This is a genomic window from Nesterenkonia sp. AY15 (assembly GCF_022565855.1).
GTDB lineage: Bacteria > Actinomycetota > Actinomycetes > Actinomycetales > Micrococcaceae > Nesterenkonia.
Genome location: NZ_JAJOYV010000012.1, coordinates 1 through 16,380 on the forward strand (window position 1 = coordinate 1; position 16,380 = coordinate 16,380).

A 16,380-nucleotide genomic window follows, 5' to 3' on the forward strand; every position below is an offset into this window, starting at 1 on the left:
GGGTCATCCCGGAATCGAGCAGCTCCAACGCGGATGCCTTGAACTCTTCGGAGTAGATCTTCGGCATGGGACTATCCTCTCTGCTTTCATAGCAGTCAAGAAGTCAACGGAACCGTCAGCAGACCCCAACGGTCGTCTAGCCCAACAGGTCATCATCGAACCCGGCCAGCACGGCGAGCTCGGCGACCTGTTCATCCGAGACAGCGATCAAGCGCAATGCGGCAGGCATCGTGCGGGCGGTTTCGGCGAGGATGAACGCGTCCCGGGCATCGGTCTTGGCTGATCCGGCGTGCAGATCCGCCATCCGGCGCATAGTGAGCCCGGGCAGACAGGCGATCTCGATCGCAGGTATGGCTTTGGCTACCGCCAGGAGCAGAGCCCCGATCGTGCCCGACTGATCTAGCACTACCAGCGCTGCGCCGTGTTCCCCGGTCAGGGCTGTGAAGAGCTCCCCGAGTCGGGTCTCGTCCTTGGGCAAAGGTTTGTCATGGACCTTTTCCCCGTCGTGGGGGGTCTGCTGGCGGTGGCGTGGTGTTCTGACTTGCCCACGTCGAGGCCGATGAATAGCGCGAAGTCTTGATGTTCCCAGGCCACGAGTTTCTCCGTCACTCTTTCGAAGCTGGCCACCATCGCTCACACGACGCCTGCGGCAGTCAGTCATCCAGTCCGAACCCAGCACTATCCAGGGCAGTCGGTGAGCGGGTCATGCTTGGCGTCCACGTTAGAAAACAAGCACTCAACGCCGTCATCCCGCGTTGGAGCGTCGTGCGTCTGACTTGTCTTAAATAGGACAGCGGCCGGCACTGGGGAGCCTGCAGCTTCGTAGTGTTGATGGTGACGCTCAGCATTGGTCCGCGTGCCTCTTGCCGCCCCAGGAATGGGATTGGCTCACTGATTGGGTGCCTGGCTGACCGTGATCGGCCCTGGGTGTGGTTCGACAGAGGCGTGTTGGTGATTCAAAGTCAGAGTGCCCACCGAGGGAGCTTCATATCCCTACGAGTGGAAGCAGCTCATCATGATGTCATCGGAGTCGATCCCCACAAATCATCACTGACCGCCGCAGCCCTGGAAACCGATGAAACGACCAGCGCCACCCGTCGTTTTGCTCTGAACAAGGGAACGGGCCCTGCCGTTCTGGCGTGGGCGGCACGGTTCGAGGATGTCCTCTTCGCTGTGGAAGGTGCCCAGGGCCTCGGACGAGGTATCTCGCAGTTCCTTCTGAGTCAGGGCCATGACGTCCTCGATGTGCCCTCCACGTTGTCAATGAAGGCCCGAGTCCTGCACGCCGGCGGCGGCCGCAAGACCGACGCCGCTGATGCACGAGCCGTGGGCTGGGTCGCTCAACATCACGAAGGTCTACGGTCGGTGGCGACTGAGGACCACGCCGAGATTCTTGACCTGCTGACCCGCCAACGAGACGGGCTCCAAGGTGAACGCACCCGAGCGTTGAATCGCCTCCACGACCTGTTCCGGGACCTGATTCCTGGTGGAGTGCCGCGAGGTCTGACGCTGACAAGGGGCCGAGCTGCACTGAGGGGCCTGCGGCCCGCGACTGCGATAGGTCAGACTCGTCGGGATCTGGCGCGCGATCTGATCGGTGAGGTGGCCCGGCTGGAGAAGCTCACGGATGACTACGAGCGCCGCATCGCTGAGGAACTGCAGGCATCGGGCACCTCACTGATGGGGCTCCAGTGCATCAGCACGATCATGGCTGGCAAGATCTTAGGCGAGGTCGGCGATGTGCGTCGGTTCCGCTCGGCCGGCCACTTCGCCAGCTATACCGGAGCGGCTCCCTTAGATACCTCCAGTGGAGACAACCTGAGGCAGCGGTTGAATCCTGGTGGCAATCGTCGGTTGAACTCGGTGCTTCACGTTATGGCGGTGTGCCAGATCCAGCATGGAGGTCTCGGCCGCGACTACTACCTGAAGAAACTGGCGGAGGGTAAGACCCCGCGAAAAGCTCGGAGGGCCCTCAAGCGTAGGCTGAGCAATGTCATCTACCGCAAGATTCTCAAGGACCTCAGCACAGGCGCATCGGCCAACTCTTGACACAGAGGCCCTATCACCGATCCATGCTCCGCCGCGATCAGTCTCTGGGTGACACCCCCGGATCATGGGGTGACTGGGGGCAAACGATCGTGCCCATAGACCGGACCGGCCAACACCACTCATTCTGCCAGCCGATCCCAGACCAGCCAGATCAAGTCTCACAGCTAACGGGAGTGAGATCCCGGAACCGCGAGGTTGTTAGCCCATTCAACGGCCACAAAAAAATGGCGCAGCCCCATCACCAGCAGCGAGCGAAAGATCGCCGGCAAGTACTGTCACAACATCCGATTGTCTGGTGCTCAACACATCAGCGAGCGGACAGGCTCCGTGCCAGGTGGCGATCCTCCGTGCAAGTGATGGCGCCTAGTGGGGCTTGTTCGTTGCAGTTTCTCGGACGCAGACGCTGATTGGCCGGCCCCTGGTGCGGATGGGTCGCGTAGGCAATCGCGTCCCGTGAATAACAGCCCGATCATCAATTCGCCGGCGAACAGTGGCAGGTACCTCGCACCCTTCGAGACCCAGTCGTTGATGCAATTGCTGCGTAGGAGGACAGGTTGCCCGCGGTTTTTTTTCACGCTGTCCGGAGAGTTCCTGGGGTCCGTGGTTGCGGTCCTGCCTCCGATTTCGGGTATTGAGATCAAGGCTCGGAGTCGATAGAGCTTCGACTTCCGTCAGAACTCCGGTGCACTGCCGTGCCAGGCCCTGCAACTTCTGCCAAGGATCGACACAATCGTCGCAACTGATTCGGTCTCGCCTCTTTAGTGGATCTCCACGCGAATGGCCACAACAGCGTGCGCACCATTGCCCTATCAAACCTATGGACCAGCAGCACGCTCATTTAGGGGTACATGAGAGACTCGACCCCCATCCCTGACAAGCCCATCCATCGGGCCCGCCTCTGGCTGTTCGTTGGTGCCCCGCAGGGGTGAGGCCGTGATCCGGTTGGCCTCCGACGTTCAACTCGCTGGCAAGCCGCACTGGCCGGGATTCAACCCCGCAGGGACCTGCAACCTCAGTATGTGAGTGAATCGACAATGTGTGGACACGTATGTGGCAGTCGGTCGACCGGGTCGCCTTTTTTGTGAACTATAGTCGTCCTCAAGGAGTTGACGGACAGAGATTCCCGTCTACATCGGGATGCGGAACAACGAAGGTAGGACACCATCGAAATCAAGACATTTCACGCAAAGATGAAAAGTAAAATAATCCACAAGTTAAGGCTCGATAAAAAGCTCAAACACTGGGACGACGAGAGCTATCTGAGGCTTCTTTACCGACTTCGCGTAGGTGGACGACTAAACCTAGATCATCCAATAACATATAACGAAAAACTCCAGTGGCTTAAACTTAACTATCACGATCAATCACAATCATTTCTTGTGGACAAGTATGAAGTGAAGGAACGGGTTGCGAGCCAGATTGGCCGCGAGCATGTCATACCAACATTGGGTGTCTATGACGCCGTAGAAGAAATTGACTTCGAAGCTCTCCCTGAATCCTTCGTCCTGAAGGCGACTCATGATTCGGGTGGGGTGGTGTTGGTTCCGAATAAGAGCGTGCTCGACACCAACAAGGCCAAGACGAAGCTTCGACGGTCGCTGGGGCGTAGCTATTTCTACGCGGGGCGGGAGCCGCAGTATCGTGACCTTCGTCCCCGGATCATCGCCGAGCCGTTCATCGTGGACGCTACCGAGGCTCAATTGCGCGACTACAAGTTCTTCTGTTTCGACGGCGAAGTGAAGGCCCTTCTTGTAATCTCAGATCGAGCGTCGGGGAAAGTCAAGAACGATTTTTTTAATGCGAACTACGAACGGATGGACTTTTGGCAACCAGACCCGAGCTCCACCGTAGCTCCCGACAAACCCAAGCGCTTCTACGAAATGCTGGACATAGCCAGAAAGTTATCCCAGGGCCACCCGCACGTGCGGGTGGACCTGTATGAGGCAAACGACCGAGTGTATTTTGGTGAGATGACCTTCTACCCGCTGGGCGGCTTTCTGAACTTCAACCCGCGACAGTGGGGAAAGATCTGGGGCGACTGGCTAAACTTGCCGGAGCCTATGCCGAATCGCTGACATCTATACAAGTCTCGAGCATGCACGCAACTTGCCTACGAGCCGACAACCATCCCGCTCGAAAATGTTGGCTAGAGGTCCGCGTCCTGCGTGTGCTGGCGGACTGGGCCACCGATGAGGAATCCCATGCCGAGGCCCGCGACGGCAGGGAAGGAACTTCGGATATGGTCGTCCTTGACACGCATGCGACGCCATTGGTGTCCGGGATCGGAACACTTGCGATGATGCGACGCTTAGACTGCAAGACTAATCAGAGGTCAGTTGGTCGACACCGTCACTAGCTTCTGAATCCCAAGACGCTTGCTAAATAAATCTTCTCCCGAGAATCGGCCGGATTAGCCCGGAGTCCTCTCCGATTGACTGCTCTGCGAACGAGAAGCCCGGTCATAGTTAGCAACGCCGCTGAACGGTGAGTGACTTCAGCGGTCACGGCACATTCCGAAATGGGCCTCCCACAAAATCGCATGCATCCTAAATAGGTTCCCGTGCTCCCGTGCGCTTCGACCAAGCGCGCACGCGACGACTTACGCTGGATTCGCTATGCAGGATCAAGCGATAAGCTGCAACTGGATTGGTTCCAAGATAGCGTGCCAGCAGTCGCTTAGGGTCCTTAGAGGTTCTGAATAACCATTCCAGGCTCGTGGCCTGCATCCACTTAGGGGCTCGGGGTGCGTCACCAGTAAGGAACGAGTACAGCCCTCCGCAAGTCTTTATCCACGTGACACCGGCCAGAAGTTCACGGTTCATGACGCTCCAGTGCTCCTGCCGGGGCTTCCCAAGACCGACCCACAAGACATCTGCACCACTGGCGCGGATGTCGGCACAGACAGCCGCCGAGTCTTCATCCTCGAAGTACCCGTGATGAGCGCCGGCAATCATCAAATTGGGATACTGACGCCGTACGGCCGCTACTACCCTTGAGTTTTGTGTCTCGGTGCCACCGAGCATGTAGAAACTGAGCCGCGCGTCGGTGGCCGCTTCCGCAGCATCGTGGAAGAAATCAGTGGTGGAGACTCTCTCCGGTAGAACAGTCTTCGTCAAGCGCGAAGCCAACACCACAGGCATCCCGTCGGCGTGAATCCAGTCAGCTTCCATCATGGTTGTGCGAAACTGCTCATCCTTCCCAGCCAGTGCGAGGCCCTGTCCATTGGAGGAGAAAACCAACTTAGGAGGGACCTGTCCCCCTGATTCATGGTTCACCGCCGCGTCTCTCACCATCAGCTGAGCGAGTTGGCGGCGGGTGGTCTGTACCGTGGGCAGGCCGCCGAGCACAACAGTCCGCGGCTCGAGATCAGGCCCCAAGGATATTCGCTTCCAAACTCCTTGAGGCATCTTGAGACCCCCTATAACGACTGTGCCAATCGACGAACGCTGAAATGCCGTCTTCAAGACGTGTTCCAGGTCGGAAACCGGTAAGGCTTTCCAGCAAGCGATAGTCTGCGAACGTCTCGGGAACGTCGCCATTCGGACGCGCTTTGAATATCTTCTGCGCCGTGGTTCCCATTACATCTTCAAGGATCTCGATGAACTTGCGGAGTTCAATAGGGCGTCCGCCGGAGATGTTCACGGTCCGCCAGGGTGCAACGGGCGAGATTGAGTCGCCTGAAGCGCTCAGGGCATACTCACCTGCACGCGGAGAAACGGTGGCCAACCTGGAGATCGCCTCTACCAGATCGTCAATGTACGTGAAGTCACGTTTCATCAGTCCATCTCCGTAGACCTCGATGGGCTGCCCAGAAGTAATCAAGTCGGCGAACTTGAAGAGTGCCATATCCGGACGGCCCCAAGGTCCGTAAACCGTGAAGAAGCGAAAGCACGTGATCGGCAGATCATATAGGTGTGAGTACGAATGACTCATGTCTTCCGTGGCTTTTTTCGTGGCCCCATAGAAAGACATAGGGAAGTCAGTGCGATCGACTTCGGCGTAAGGTTGCACTGCATTTCCGCCATAAACGGATGATGAGGACGCGACTAGGGTGTGACGCGGTTGAAGCTCTCTGACTAACTCCAGAACGTTGAACGTGCCAATAAGGTTCGATGAAACATACTCGCGTGGTGCTTCTAGCGCGTAACGCACACCGGCTTGGGCAGCCAAGTGTAGAACAATGTCTGGCGCAAAATCACCGAGTTCCCTCATAAGGTCTTCATAGTCCACCAAGTCTACTTTGGCAAACGAAAACCGGTCGAACATGTCCAGCTCGGACTTTCTCATTAGCTTAAGATTCTTGTCATAATAATCACTCAGGTTGTCGACTCCAAAGACCTCGTGACCCTCTTCAAGGAATCTCTTGGAAACATGAAATCCGACGAAACCGGCCGCGCCGGTGACTAGTACTCGCACTCTTGACTTCCATCCTGTAGCAATAAGTTCTTCAACTTGACAATAAATCACACCTTATCGCATTAATACGCCCCGGCGCCACGAAAAACCGCTCTTCCTGTTCGCCATAAGATGGCGAAGTCGACTGTAAGTGACCAATTCTCCACGTAGTAGAGATCAAGGCGCACGGCCTCGTCCCACGGAAGGTCTGATCTCCCGCTCACCTGCCAAAGCCCGGTGATCCCTGGTTTGACCAAGAACCGGCGGTGGACGTGATGCTCGTACTGCGCAACTTCCCGCGCAAGTGATGGCCTGGGACCAACCAGTGACATGCTGCCCATCAGGACATTGAACACCTGGGGCAATTCATCAATGCTGTAGCGGCGGATGAAACGGCCAACGTTCGTAATCCGGGGGTCGTCTTTCATTTTGAACAGGACATTCCCCGGGTCCATTCGATCCGCCGCATCCAGCTGAGCCAGGAGCTGCTCTGCATCATTGCGCATCGACCGGAATTTCCACATCCGGAACTCTTCTCCATCTAGGCCAACCCGCTGTTGCTTGAAGAACACAGGCCCGGCGGAGGTTGCTTTGACCATGATCGCCACCACGGCCATCGGCAGAGCCAGGAGAACGATGATCAGCAGAGATCCGACAACGTCAAAGGATCGTTTCATCGCTGCCCGTAGACCCGTGTAGCGCGGTGTTTCCACATGCATGAGCGGCAGACCTGCCACGGGGCGACTATGAATTCGGGGACCACTGACATCGGTAAGGCTGGGTGCCATCACGAGGGAGTATTCGCCCTTCTCAAGCTCCCAGCTGAGCTCCCTAACTCTCTGCGGGTCCAGGTGGTCGGCGCCTGTAATAATCGCCGTGTCAGCTCGGATAGATTCCATGGCCTCGCGGACACCGTCGAAATCACTGATGACCGGGACATTGCCAATGGCGAGCACGCCACTATCTTTAGGGTTTTGTGCGAGAGCGGCCCCAACCACGTTGTAACCGGCCCAGGGCTGCTTCGCCAATTCATCCGCGATGTGGCGGATCGACGAGCGTGACCCGACCAGCACAACCTGGTTTGAGTAGTCCCCCCGGGTGCGGTGTTTCTTCAGCCACTGGCGCCAGGCCAGTCGAGCGAACAGCAACCCCGCTATGCCTATTGCGAAGGTAAGGAGGAGGTAGCCGCGAGCGACATCGAGTTTGAGAAGAAACATGATGGTGGCGACCGCGGCGAACAAACCGATTCCGCTGTCCGTGATCTTGCGATACTCGGTGTGGCCTACTCCCATCACTCGAGAGTCAACACTTCCCACCGAAACGAGAACGACCATCCAGAGAATGAGTATCGCGCCGGAAACGATCCCATAACTGACCTCCCCGCCATACTCGTTTCCCGAGCTTGCGGGAAAGCCGAAGTTTGCCGTGTCGTCGAAGCCAAGCCAGAACAGTTGAATGGTGCCGATGACGAGCGCAAGGACAATGAAGTCAGTAGTGAGCAGACGCGCTGCATACCGCTTCTGCCACACTCGACGGGGCAAGTGGCCCTCGGTCACAGTCTGAATGCCGGTGTGGGTGACGTGCATGTCCGGAGCCTCTGTGGCGCTCATCAATTGAAACTCCTTCGAAGGTCTCGGGGATCGACCGCCGCGACCCATCGCCCATCGAAGCCGCTGAGCGCCACAACAGCGCTCACACCGGGCTGAGACCACTCGGTGCTGTCAGGCGGAACATTCCATACCGATCCGTTACGGGAGACCACGGAGGCGACACCTCCGGTGGCCGCCACCCGAGTCATCGCGTCACAGGGCCCCGCGATTGTCTCGCCACCCCAGATCATCCCGGATGGATCATGGGGGTCCCCAAGGCCCGAGTTAGCCACCACTTGGTCGTCTTGAGACCAGGTAGTTGCAGTGTCAAAAGAGCTGGCCTCCCGTGGTTCAGAGTCAGCTCCCGAGACGATCACAGACTGGACGGTTGTGTACTCAGACCCTGACTCCCAGTGTCGGCGTCCCGAACCCTCGTCGGAGGAGTATGCCGCACCCCAAGTCTCATCTCCGTCGATGGTGAGCTCGAGAGATCCACGTTCATCACAGACGCCCCCTTCAGAACGCGAGGCCACGGTGTCACTTGCGACTGATAGAAGGCGTGGCGCGTTCTGCATTGCGGCGGCGTTGGGGTTAGGTCCGACATCTTCGGAGGCATCCACAGCACGCCTGCAACCGTGGGTTCCCGTCGTGCCGCTCACGCGCTGACTCGCTGGGCCAGGCTCACCGCGGCTCGCTGGGTGCGATCGAGCGCTTCGACGATCTGGCGCGCTGATTCCGCGTAGGTCTCCTCCGAGCGTCGGTATGGGTCAACCACGTCAGCTGGAGCCCCACCCTCTAGGGTTAGGAAGCCCCGGCGCGCTGATGCCCACTTCACTGCGCTTCGGAGTTTGTCCGCTGCGTCCAAAGAGGAGAACTCCACCGTCGGCGGCAGGGAATTCTGCTCCGCGCTCTCCAGTAGCGCCGCGAACTCGGTGAGCATAAAGGTATTCCGTGACGCGCGAGGCAGCAGTCGCACCGCCGCGCTCCGATGCTTGGCCGCCATTGCTAGGACGAGATCTGCTGCTCTCACGTGTTCGGCCGTCAGCTGGCGCGCCACGTGGTCCGCGGGAGCCCCACCATGGCGCGCGGAAAGCGCCGCGGCCTCTGCGGGCATACCGGACCCGACCAAGGCTCCTGTTCCGGCGCTCTCCACCACAATCACCGATTCAAGCTCCGGGAAGCTCTCGGCAACCGTGGCGCGGATAAGCTGCTCGGCCTGGGCGGAGCGGCAGATGTTTCCTGTGCAGACCACGAGGATGCGGAAGGGGTCCGACATCGCTCAGGCCTTTCCATCTTCTTCATAGGTATACGCGTAGCCATAGAGGCCATAGCCGTAGGCGTCAGGGCCTTTGGTGGGGAGCATGGTGGGAACAACGCCGAAGAGTTTGGCTCCGACGCTCTCCAGGGAGCTGATGGATCTGGTGAACCGCTGACGGGTGGTCTTTCCGGCAGCGACCACCATGATGGCGCCGGTTGCACGGGTGGCGAGCACTGCAGCGTCTGTGACGGCAAGCGGAGGCGCATCAATCAGCACGACGTCGAACTGGTCCTCCACGAAACGCAGCAGCGCGTCCATGCTGGGCGAACCGAGAAGTTCACTGGGGTTCGGAGGGATGTCTCCGGCGGGAAGCACCGCAAGGTCATGGGGACCCCAGTACTGAACGACGTCTGCGAGGTCCACCTTGCCGATCAGCACATTTGTCAGACCTACCGCGCCTTCAAGACCGAAATAATCGGCAACTCTGGGCCGGCGGAGATCGGCGTCGATCACCAGGACCCTTTGACCCGCCTCCTGCATGGTGATGGCGAGGTTGGCGACTGTGGTGGACTTGCCCTCACCCTGGATGGACGAGGTGACCACGAAGCTGCGCCTGGATTCTCCCACCTCCAGGAACTGGAGGTTTGTGCGCAGGGTTCGGAAGGACTCGGCGCGGGGGCTCTTCGGGTCGACCTGGACCACCAGAGGACGCTTCTGGGCCTCGGGGTCATAGGTGATCCCGCCCAGAACAGGAGTGTCAGTGATCGCGGAGATGTCATGCTCCCCGCGGATCTTGGTGTCCAGCACCTCGCGGAGGACCGCGATACCCACGCCAAGGGCCATCCCGACCATGAGACCGAGAGCGAGGTTGAGCGGTATCCGAGGAGCGACGGGGGATTCTGGGGCCACGGCCTCTTGTAGAACTTCCACGGTGACGGGGCTGTCCTCACCGGATGAACCTGGCGTGATCTCCCCGACCACGCCGATCAGGCTCTCAGTCACAGAGTTCGCGATATCGGCTGCCAGCGTGGGGTCTTCATCTGTCGCGGTGATCTGCATGAGCACCGTATTGGGGTCAGTGGACACGGCGACAGATCCTGCAAGTTCGGCCGGCGTCTGCTGGAGCCCCAGGTCATCGATCACCGGCTGGAGCACGCGCGGGGTCGTGGTCACCTGGACGAAGCTCTCAACGATCTGCTGGGTATAGGTGTTGCCCTGGCCCAGCTCCGCCACCGTAGACGCGGAATCCGTCGAGACATACACCCTGGTCCCTGCCTCGTACTGGGGGCTCTGAAGCATCGAGTACGTGGCTGCGGCACCGATCCCGGCGAGGGTCGCCAGCACGATGATCAGCCATCCGCGATGGAGGATCCTTAAATATTCACGCAATTCCACGTACTGCTGTCCCCCAAAGTCCCACTGATATGACCTACGTCAGCATAAGGGATTCACAGCAAAAACTCAGACTCTGATTGAACGAATTCAGGATCTGAGACGTAGCACGCATCTGTCACATTTGATCGTGGCCGGCGTTCTGCATCTGCCGGAGCTCCTTCTTCAGCTCCCCGATCTCATCCCGGAACCGCGCCGCCACCTCAAAGTTGAGCTCCTCGGCGGCGTGATGCATCTGGGCCGTGAGCTGGGCAATCAGGTCGGTGAGGTCCTTGGCCGGGGTCTGCGCCGCCAGTGACTTGCCGGAGCGCTTCTTCCCGGTGCTGTCCTCCCCGTCCTCGCTGTCGAAGCTGGTGTAACCGCGGTGGCCCTTCCCGAACTGGAAACCGGTGGCCAGGCCACCCATCCCCTGCAGCAGCTCGGCGGTGTCGGCATCCTCGCGGGCCAGCTGGTCGGTGATGTCGGCGATCTTCTTCTGCAGCGGGGTGGGGTCGATCCCGTGCTCGGTGTTGTAATCGATCTGGCGCTGCCGGCGGCGGTCGGTCTCATCGATCGCGCGGCGCATGGAATCGGTGATCCGATCCGCGTACATATGCACCTCGCCAGAGACGTTGCGGGCGGCACGGCCGATGGTCTGGATGAGAGAAGTCGTGGAGCGCAGGAACCCTTCCTTGTCCGCATCCAGGATCGCCACCATCGAGACCTCGGGGAGGTCCAGGCCCTCGCGGAGCAGGTTGATCCCGACCACCACGTCATGGACGCCGCGGCGCAGGTCCCGCAGGATCTCGATCCGCTTGAGCGTGTCCACATCGGAGTGCAGGTACTCCACCTTGATGCCGTTCTCCAGCATGTACTCAGTGAGGTCCTCGGCCATCCGCTTGGTCAGCGTGGTGACCAGCACCCGTTCGTTCTTCGCGGTCCGGGTGCGGATCTCCCCCAGTAGGTCATCGATCTGACCCTTGGTCTTCTTGATCACGATCTGCGGGTCCACCAGGCCGGTGGGACGGATGATCTGCTCCACCACACCATCGGCCTGGTCCAGCTCATAGCGGCCCGGGGTCGCGGAGAGGTAGACCGTCTGTCCGATGCGCTCGAGGAACTCGTCCCACTTCAGCGGCCGATTGTCCATGGCGGAGGGCAGCCGGAACCCGTGGTCCACCAAGGTGCGCTTGCGCGACATGTCACCTTCGTACATGCCGCCGATCTGCGGGATTGTGGCATGGGACTCGTCGACGATCAGCAGGTAGTCATCCGGGAAGTAGTCCAACAGACAGTGCGAGGCGGAACCGGGGCCGCGCCCGTCGATGTGCCGGGAGTAGTTCTCGATGCCGTTGCAGAAGCCCATCTGCTGCATCATCTCGAGGTCATAGGTGGTGCGCATCCGCAGCCGCTGGGCCTCCAGCAGCTTGTCCTTGGATTCCAGCTCGGCCAGGCGGTCGCGCAGCTCGTCCTCGATACGGGTGATGGCGCTGGCCATCCGCTCATCACCGGCCACGTAGTGGCTGGCCGGGAAGATGTACATCTCCTCCTCCTCGCGCACCAAGGTGCCGGTGAGCGGGTGCAGGGTGGAGATGGATTCGATCTCGTCGCCGAAGAACTCGATGCGCACCGCGAGCTCCTCATACATCGGGATGATCTCTACGGTGTCCCCGCGGACCCGGAAGGTGCCGCGGTGGAAGTCGGTGTCATTGCGGGCGTACTGCATCCCGACGAAGCGGCGCAGCAGCTCATCGCGTTCGATCTTCTCCCCCACCTCGACCGCGACCATCTGCTTGATGTATTCCTCGGGCGTGCCCAGGCCGTAGATGCAGGAGACGGTGGCGACCACCACCACATCCCGCCGGGTCAGCAGCGCATTGGTGGCCGAATGGCGCAGCCGCTCGACCTCCTCATTGACCGAGGAGTCCTTCTCGATGAAGGTGTCCGTCTGCGGCACGTAGGCCTCGGGCTGGTAGTAGTCGTAGTAGGAGACGAAGTACTCCACCGCGTTGTTCGGGAGCAGCTCGCGGAACTCATTGGCCAGCTGCGCGGCCAGGGTCTTGTTCTGCACCATGATCAGCGTGGGCCGCTGCACCTGCTCGACCAGCCAGGCCGCTGTGGCTGACTTGCCGGTGCCGGTGGCGCCCATCAGCACGACGTCCTTCTCGCCACCCTCGATCCGTTCCACCAGCTCGGCGATCGCCTTCGGCTGATCACCCGAGGGTTTGAAGGGGCTGATGACCTCAAAGGGGGCGACAGTGCGGCTGATCTTCTGAGCGAGACTCATAGATCAATGCTACTGCTGGGCGGTGACCCGCCCGCGGAGTTTCTCGTACAGCTCATCGACCTGAGCGTGCAGCGCCTCGAGGGTCCCGGAGTTGTCCAGCACGACGTCGGCCACGGCGGTGCGTTCGGCCTCAGACGTCTGCGCGTCGATGCGCGCCTGGGCGTCCTCGGGGCTGGTGTTGCGGTCCCGGACGATCCGGTTCAGCCGCTGCTCCGGCGGCGCGGCGACCACCACGACCACGTCGAACCGGTCCGCCTGTCCGGTCTCGACCAGCAGCGGGATGTCTTCGACCACCACGGCACCCTCGGGAGCCTGGGCGCGCAGCGCATTGCGGGCCTCGCGGACTCGGGGGTGGACGATGGCGTTGAGCCGGGCGCGGGCGTCCTCATCGGCGAAGACGATCTGGCCCAGCGCCTCCCGGTCCAGGGTTCCAGAGTCGGTGAGCACGCCGGGCCCGAAGGCCTCGACGACCTCGTGCAGCCCGTCGGTGCCGGGTTCGAGCACCTCCCGGGCCAGGAGGTCGGCGTCGATCACGATGGCGCCATGTTCAGCCAGCCGGTTCGAGACCGCTGACTTGCCCGAGGCGATCCCGCCGGTCAGGCCCACTGAGAGGATTCGATGCATCCCTTGAGTGTAAATGAGACTCACCGGCGCTGATCGTGCGTCAACCGTGCTGAACCGAGTATCCGGCCATGAGTCCAGCCCCGATGCTGACCAGATGCTCGGTCACCGTCCTGACGGCGAGACGCTCGTAGCGGTCAGGCCTGCTCAGCGCGACGATGCTTCGGGAGGCGCTGACGCCGACCAGTGGCCGCAGCACGACCCCTGGTGCGGGCCTGGTGCTGAACCTCGGCAACAGGCCGATCCCCGCCCCGGCGCCGACCAGGGATTCCAGCAGGTGATTGTCGCGCAGCCGCAGCGTCCGGTGGACCGGACGCCCGATCAGCTGTTCGATGGCCACCGGGATCGCGTCGAAGGGGTAACCCTCGGGAACCCCGACCCAGTCATGATCGACCACGTCGTGCGGGGTCAGCTCGGCCTTGGTCGCGAGCGCGTGCTCGACGGGCAGCACCACGTCGATGGGTTCCCGGGTGAGCACCGTGTTGATCAGCCCTTCGGCCCCGCGCGGCACGCGTCCGCTGATGCTGTGACTGATCACGATGTCCGCGTCCAGGGCTCGGGCCGCGAAATCTGCCTCGGCGATGTCGAAGTCATCCAGGGTCAGCGTGATGGCGGTGTCGCGCAGCCGGCGCAGCAGCTGCGGCAGCAGCACCTGCCCGGCGCTGGGCAGGGTGCCGATGCTCACCGATCCCCGGGGCTCTCCCGTGGAGGCGTCGAGCCGGGCCTGCACACGGGCCAGGCTGGAGATGACCTCATCGGCGCCCTCGGCGAGCAGCTGCCCGGCCGGGGTCAGCCGCACTCCGCGCGAATCCGGCTCCACCAGCTTCACCGCGAGATCCCGCTCAGCGGTTCGCAGCTGCTGGGAGAGAGCTGAGGGGGTGCGGTGGGTGGCCTTGGCCACCGCGGCCAGGGTGCCGCGGGCGGCGATCTCGCGCAGCAGCTCGAGGTGGCGGGGTTCCAAATGGCGCGCGTGCTGCTGGCTGCGTTCCGAGCTGTGAGAATCCATGTAGGCAACCTACATGTTCAGTGCAGAAGCATTCAGTAGACCTGATCAGTCTTGTGCCAGAGGATGAACCCATGCCCCTGCGTCACACCCTGCTCGCCCTGCTCGTCGCCGTCTTCTGGGGTCTGAACTTCCTGGCCATCCGGATCTCGTTGGATCAGTTTCCGCCGCTGTTCCTGGCCGGGCTGCGCTTCCTGATCCTGGCGCTGCCGGCGCTGCTGTTCGTGCCCTGGCCCGGGGTGAAGATCCGCTACCTGCTCGGCTACGGGCTGGGCTTCGGCACGCTGCAGTTCTTCGGGCTCTACTTAGGGATGGCCGCCGGGTTCCCCACCGGGCTCGCCTCGCTGGTGCTGCAGGCCTCGGCGCCGTTCACCGTGCTGCTCGGCGCCCTGGTGCTCAAGGAGCACATCACCGCGCGGCGGGCGACCGGCGTCGGCGTCGCCGTGCTGGGACTGGGGCTGGTGGGGGTCTCCCGGGGCGTCCTGGACGGGTGGACCCCGTTCCTGCTGGTGCTCTTCGGCGCCTTCGGCTGGGCGCTGGGCAACCTGGCCTCGCGGAAGGCCCAGACCGACCGGCCGATGGCGCTGGTGCTGTGGATGGCCGTGGTCCCACCGATCCCGCTGCTCACGGTGGCTTTCCTGGTGGAGGGGCCTGAGGAGATCGGCGCCGCGCTCGCCACCTCGATCAGCGTCGCGGCGATCCCGGCCTGGTTGGGCCTTAGCTACACGATCCTGTTCGGCACGGTCGCGGGCGCGGGGATCTGGGTCTGGCTGATGCGTCGGCATCCGGCAGGCACCGTCGCCCCGTTCTCGATGTTGGTGCCGGTGGTCGGGATCCTGGCGGCCTGGGTCGCCCTGGGCGAGGTCCCGACCTGGCTTGAGCTCGGCGGCGGGGTGCTGGTGGTCGGCGGGGTCATCTACGCCTCGGTGCGCGGCACTCCCCCGGCACAGCCCGCGCCCCCGCCTGACCCCGGGCCGCTGGAGGATGTGCAAGAAGTGGAACTGGCGGCGGCGTCGAACTCGGCACCGGAGCCCTCCGCTCAGGAGGAAGTCTCTCGACTCAGGTAATCGACCACCGTCTCGCCGAACTGCTCCTGGGCTTCGGGGGTGAGGTGGAGTCCGTCATTCGTCATTCCCTCGACGAAGCCGCCGTCGGGGCTGCGGAGGAACTCGAGGGCGTCGAAGTACTCCCAGCCCCGGTCCTCGGCGAGGTCCTTCAGCGTTCGGTTGAATTCGCGGCTGGTCGGCGTGGTCTCCCGGTCACGCGGCGGGATCGCGAGCACCACGACACGGTCGGCTGGTGCCTTGGCGACGATCGCATCCAGGCTCGGGGCGGTCTGCTCGAAGGGGATCCCCCGGGCGAGGTCGTTCGTTCCTGTCATCACGAGCAGGACGTCTGCACCCTCGACGTCATCGAGACCTTCCGCCTGCTGGACCGAGGTAGACCCCGCCACTGCCCAACCACCCGCGAAGCGATGACCGGCAGCAAGCACGGTGGACACCCAGGAGTCGTCACCGATCTCCCCCGCGGCGAAGTCGGGCGAGTCCATCTCGGTGTTCGAATCGCCGACGACGACGATGCTTCGTGGTTCGGCCACGTCACGTTCCGGCTGAGCAATGACCATCACCGCTGCGCCCACGATGACGGCAGCTGCAATACCCACAGCGGCGATGATCGCCCCGTCCTTCCAGGTCCGTGAGGTGTTCCGGGGCCTGCGCTTCTGGCTCATGGGCGCTACGTTAGCGCACCCGGTACTCGACCCACCCGCAGACAGGGATGCCCGGCTCTCCCATGGGAGAGCCGGGCA

Annotated in this window: 12 protein-coding genes and 1 pseudogene; 3 read left to right on the plus strand and 10 right to left on the minus strand. The window is 61.7% G+C overall.

The annotated features are described in order from the left end of the window. Positions 1 to 145 precede the first annotated feature (145 nt). A pseudogene (locus LSI54_RS12440) lies at positions 146 to 630 on the minus strand (IS110 family transposase); the annotation flags it as partial. Between the two features lie 369 nt (positions 631 to 999). Here LSI54_RS12440 and LSI54_RS12445 point away from each other — a divergent pair. Together LSI54_RS12445 and LSI54_RS12450 are read left to right on the plus strand one after the other, a co-directional pair. Continuing rightward, positions 1,000 to 2,049, plus strand: coding sequence for an IS110 family transposase (locus tag LSI54_RS12445; RefSeq protein WP_241478514.1), 1,050 nt, complete (start codon positions 1,000 to 1,002; stop codon positions 2,047 to 2,049). A 1,190-nt stretch (positions 2,050 to 3,239) separates the two neighbouring features. Further along, positions 3,240 to 4,124: an ATP-grasp fold amidoligase family protein gene (locus LSI54_RS12450; protein ID WP_274617646.1), complete on the plus strand. Its 885-nt coding sequence runs from the start codon at positions 3,240 to 3,242 to the stop codon at positions 4,122 to 4,124. A 471-nt stretch (positions 4,125 to 4,595) separates the two neighbouring features. Here the strand turns inward: LSI54_RS12450 and LSI54_RS12455 are convergent, their stop codons facing one another. The 8 genes from LSI54_RS12455 to LSI54_RS12490 form a co-directional block, all read right to left on the minus strand. Further along, positions 4,596 to 5,324 (minus strand): WecB/TagA/CpsF family glycosyltransferase, encoded by a 729-nt coding sequence (locus tag LSI54_RS12455; RefSeq protein WP_241478516.1) that lies wholly within the window; start codon positions 5,322 to 5,324, stop codon positions 4,596 to 4,598. A gap of 91 nt (positions 5,325 to 5,415) precedes the next feature. Then, positions 5,416 to 6,465 carry an NAD-dependent epimerase/dehydratase family protein gene (locus LSI54_RS12460; RefSeq protein WP_241478517.1) on the minus strand — a complete coding sequence of 350 codons (1,050 nt, stop codon included), beginning with the start codon at positions 6,463 to 6,465 and terminating at the stop codon, positions 5,416 to 5,418. Positions 6,466 to 6,527: 62 nt separating this feature from the next. After that, positions 6,528 to 8,054, minus strand: a complete 1,527-nt coding sequence (locus LSI54_RS12465) for a sugar transferase (protein WP_241478518.1) — start codon at positions 8,052 to 8,054, stop codon at positions 6,528 to 6,530. Between the two features lie 634 nt (positions 8,055 to 8,688). Beyond that, positions 8,689 to 9,309, minus strand: coding sequence for an arsenate reductase/protein-tyrosine-phosphatase family protein (locus LSI54_RS12470; RefSeq protein WP_241478519.1), 621 nt, complete (start codon positions 9,307 to 9,309; stop codon positions 8,689 to 8,691). A 3-nt stretch (positions 9,310 to 9,312) separates the two neighbouring features. After that, on the minus strand, positions 9,313 to 10,686 hold the full coding sequence (locus LSI54_RS12475) for a polysaccharide biosynthesis tyrosine autokinase (protein ID WP_241478520.1): 1,374 nt from the start codon (positions 10,684 to 10,686) through the stop codon (positions 9,313 to 9,315). A gap of 115 nt (positions 10,687 to 10,801) precedes the next feature. Further along, on the minus strand, positions 10,802 to 12,949 hold the full coding sequence (gene uvrB / locus LSI54_RS12480; RefSeq protein WP_241478521.1) for an excinuclease ABC subunit UvrB: 2,148 nt from the start codon (positions 12,947 to 12,949) through the stop codon (positions 10,802 to 10,804). A gap of 9 nt (positions 12,950 to 12,958) precedes the next feature. Beyond that, positions 12,959 to 13,573: a dephospho-CoA kinase gene (coaE, locus tag LSI54_RS12485; RefSeq protein WP_274617647.1), complete on the minus strand. Its 615-nt coding sequence runs from the start codon at positions 13,571 to 13,573 to the stop codon at positions 12,959 to 12,961. A gap of 40 nt (positions 13,574 to 13,613) precedes the next feature. Further along, positions 13,614 to 14,576 carry a LysR family transcriptional regulator gene (locus LSI54_RS12490; RefSeq protein ID WP_241478522.1) on the minus strand — a complete coding sequence of 321 codons (963 nt, stop codon included), beginning with the start codon at positions 14,574 to 14,576 and terminating at the stop codon, positions 13,614 to 13,616. 71 nt (positions 14,577 to 14,647) lie between these two features. Between LSI54_RS12490 and LSI54_RS12495 the strand changes: the two genes are divergently transcribed. Continuing rightward, positions 14,648 to 15,640: an EamA family transporter gene (locus tag LSI54_RS12495; RefSeq protein WP_241478523.1), complete on the plus strand. Its 993-nt coding sequence runs from the start codon at positions 14,648 to 14,650 to the stop codon at positions 15,638 to 15,640. On the opposite strand, the gene LSI54_RS12500 is transcribed toward LSI54_RS12495, so the two are convergent. Then, positions 15,613 to 16,302, minus strand: coding sequence for an SGNH/GDSL hydrolase family protein (locus LSI54_RS12500; protein ID WP_241478524.1), 690 nt, complete (start codon positions 16,300 to 16,302; stop codon positions 15,613 to 15,615). The genes LSI54_RS12495 and LSI54_RS12500 overlap by 28 nt on opposite strands. Positions 16,303 to 16,380 lie beyond the last annotated feature (78 nt).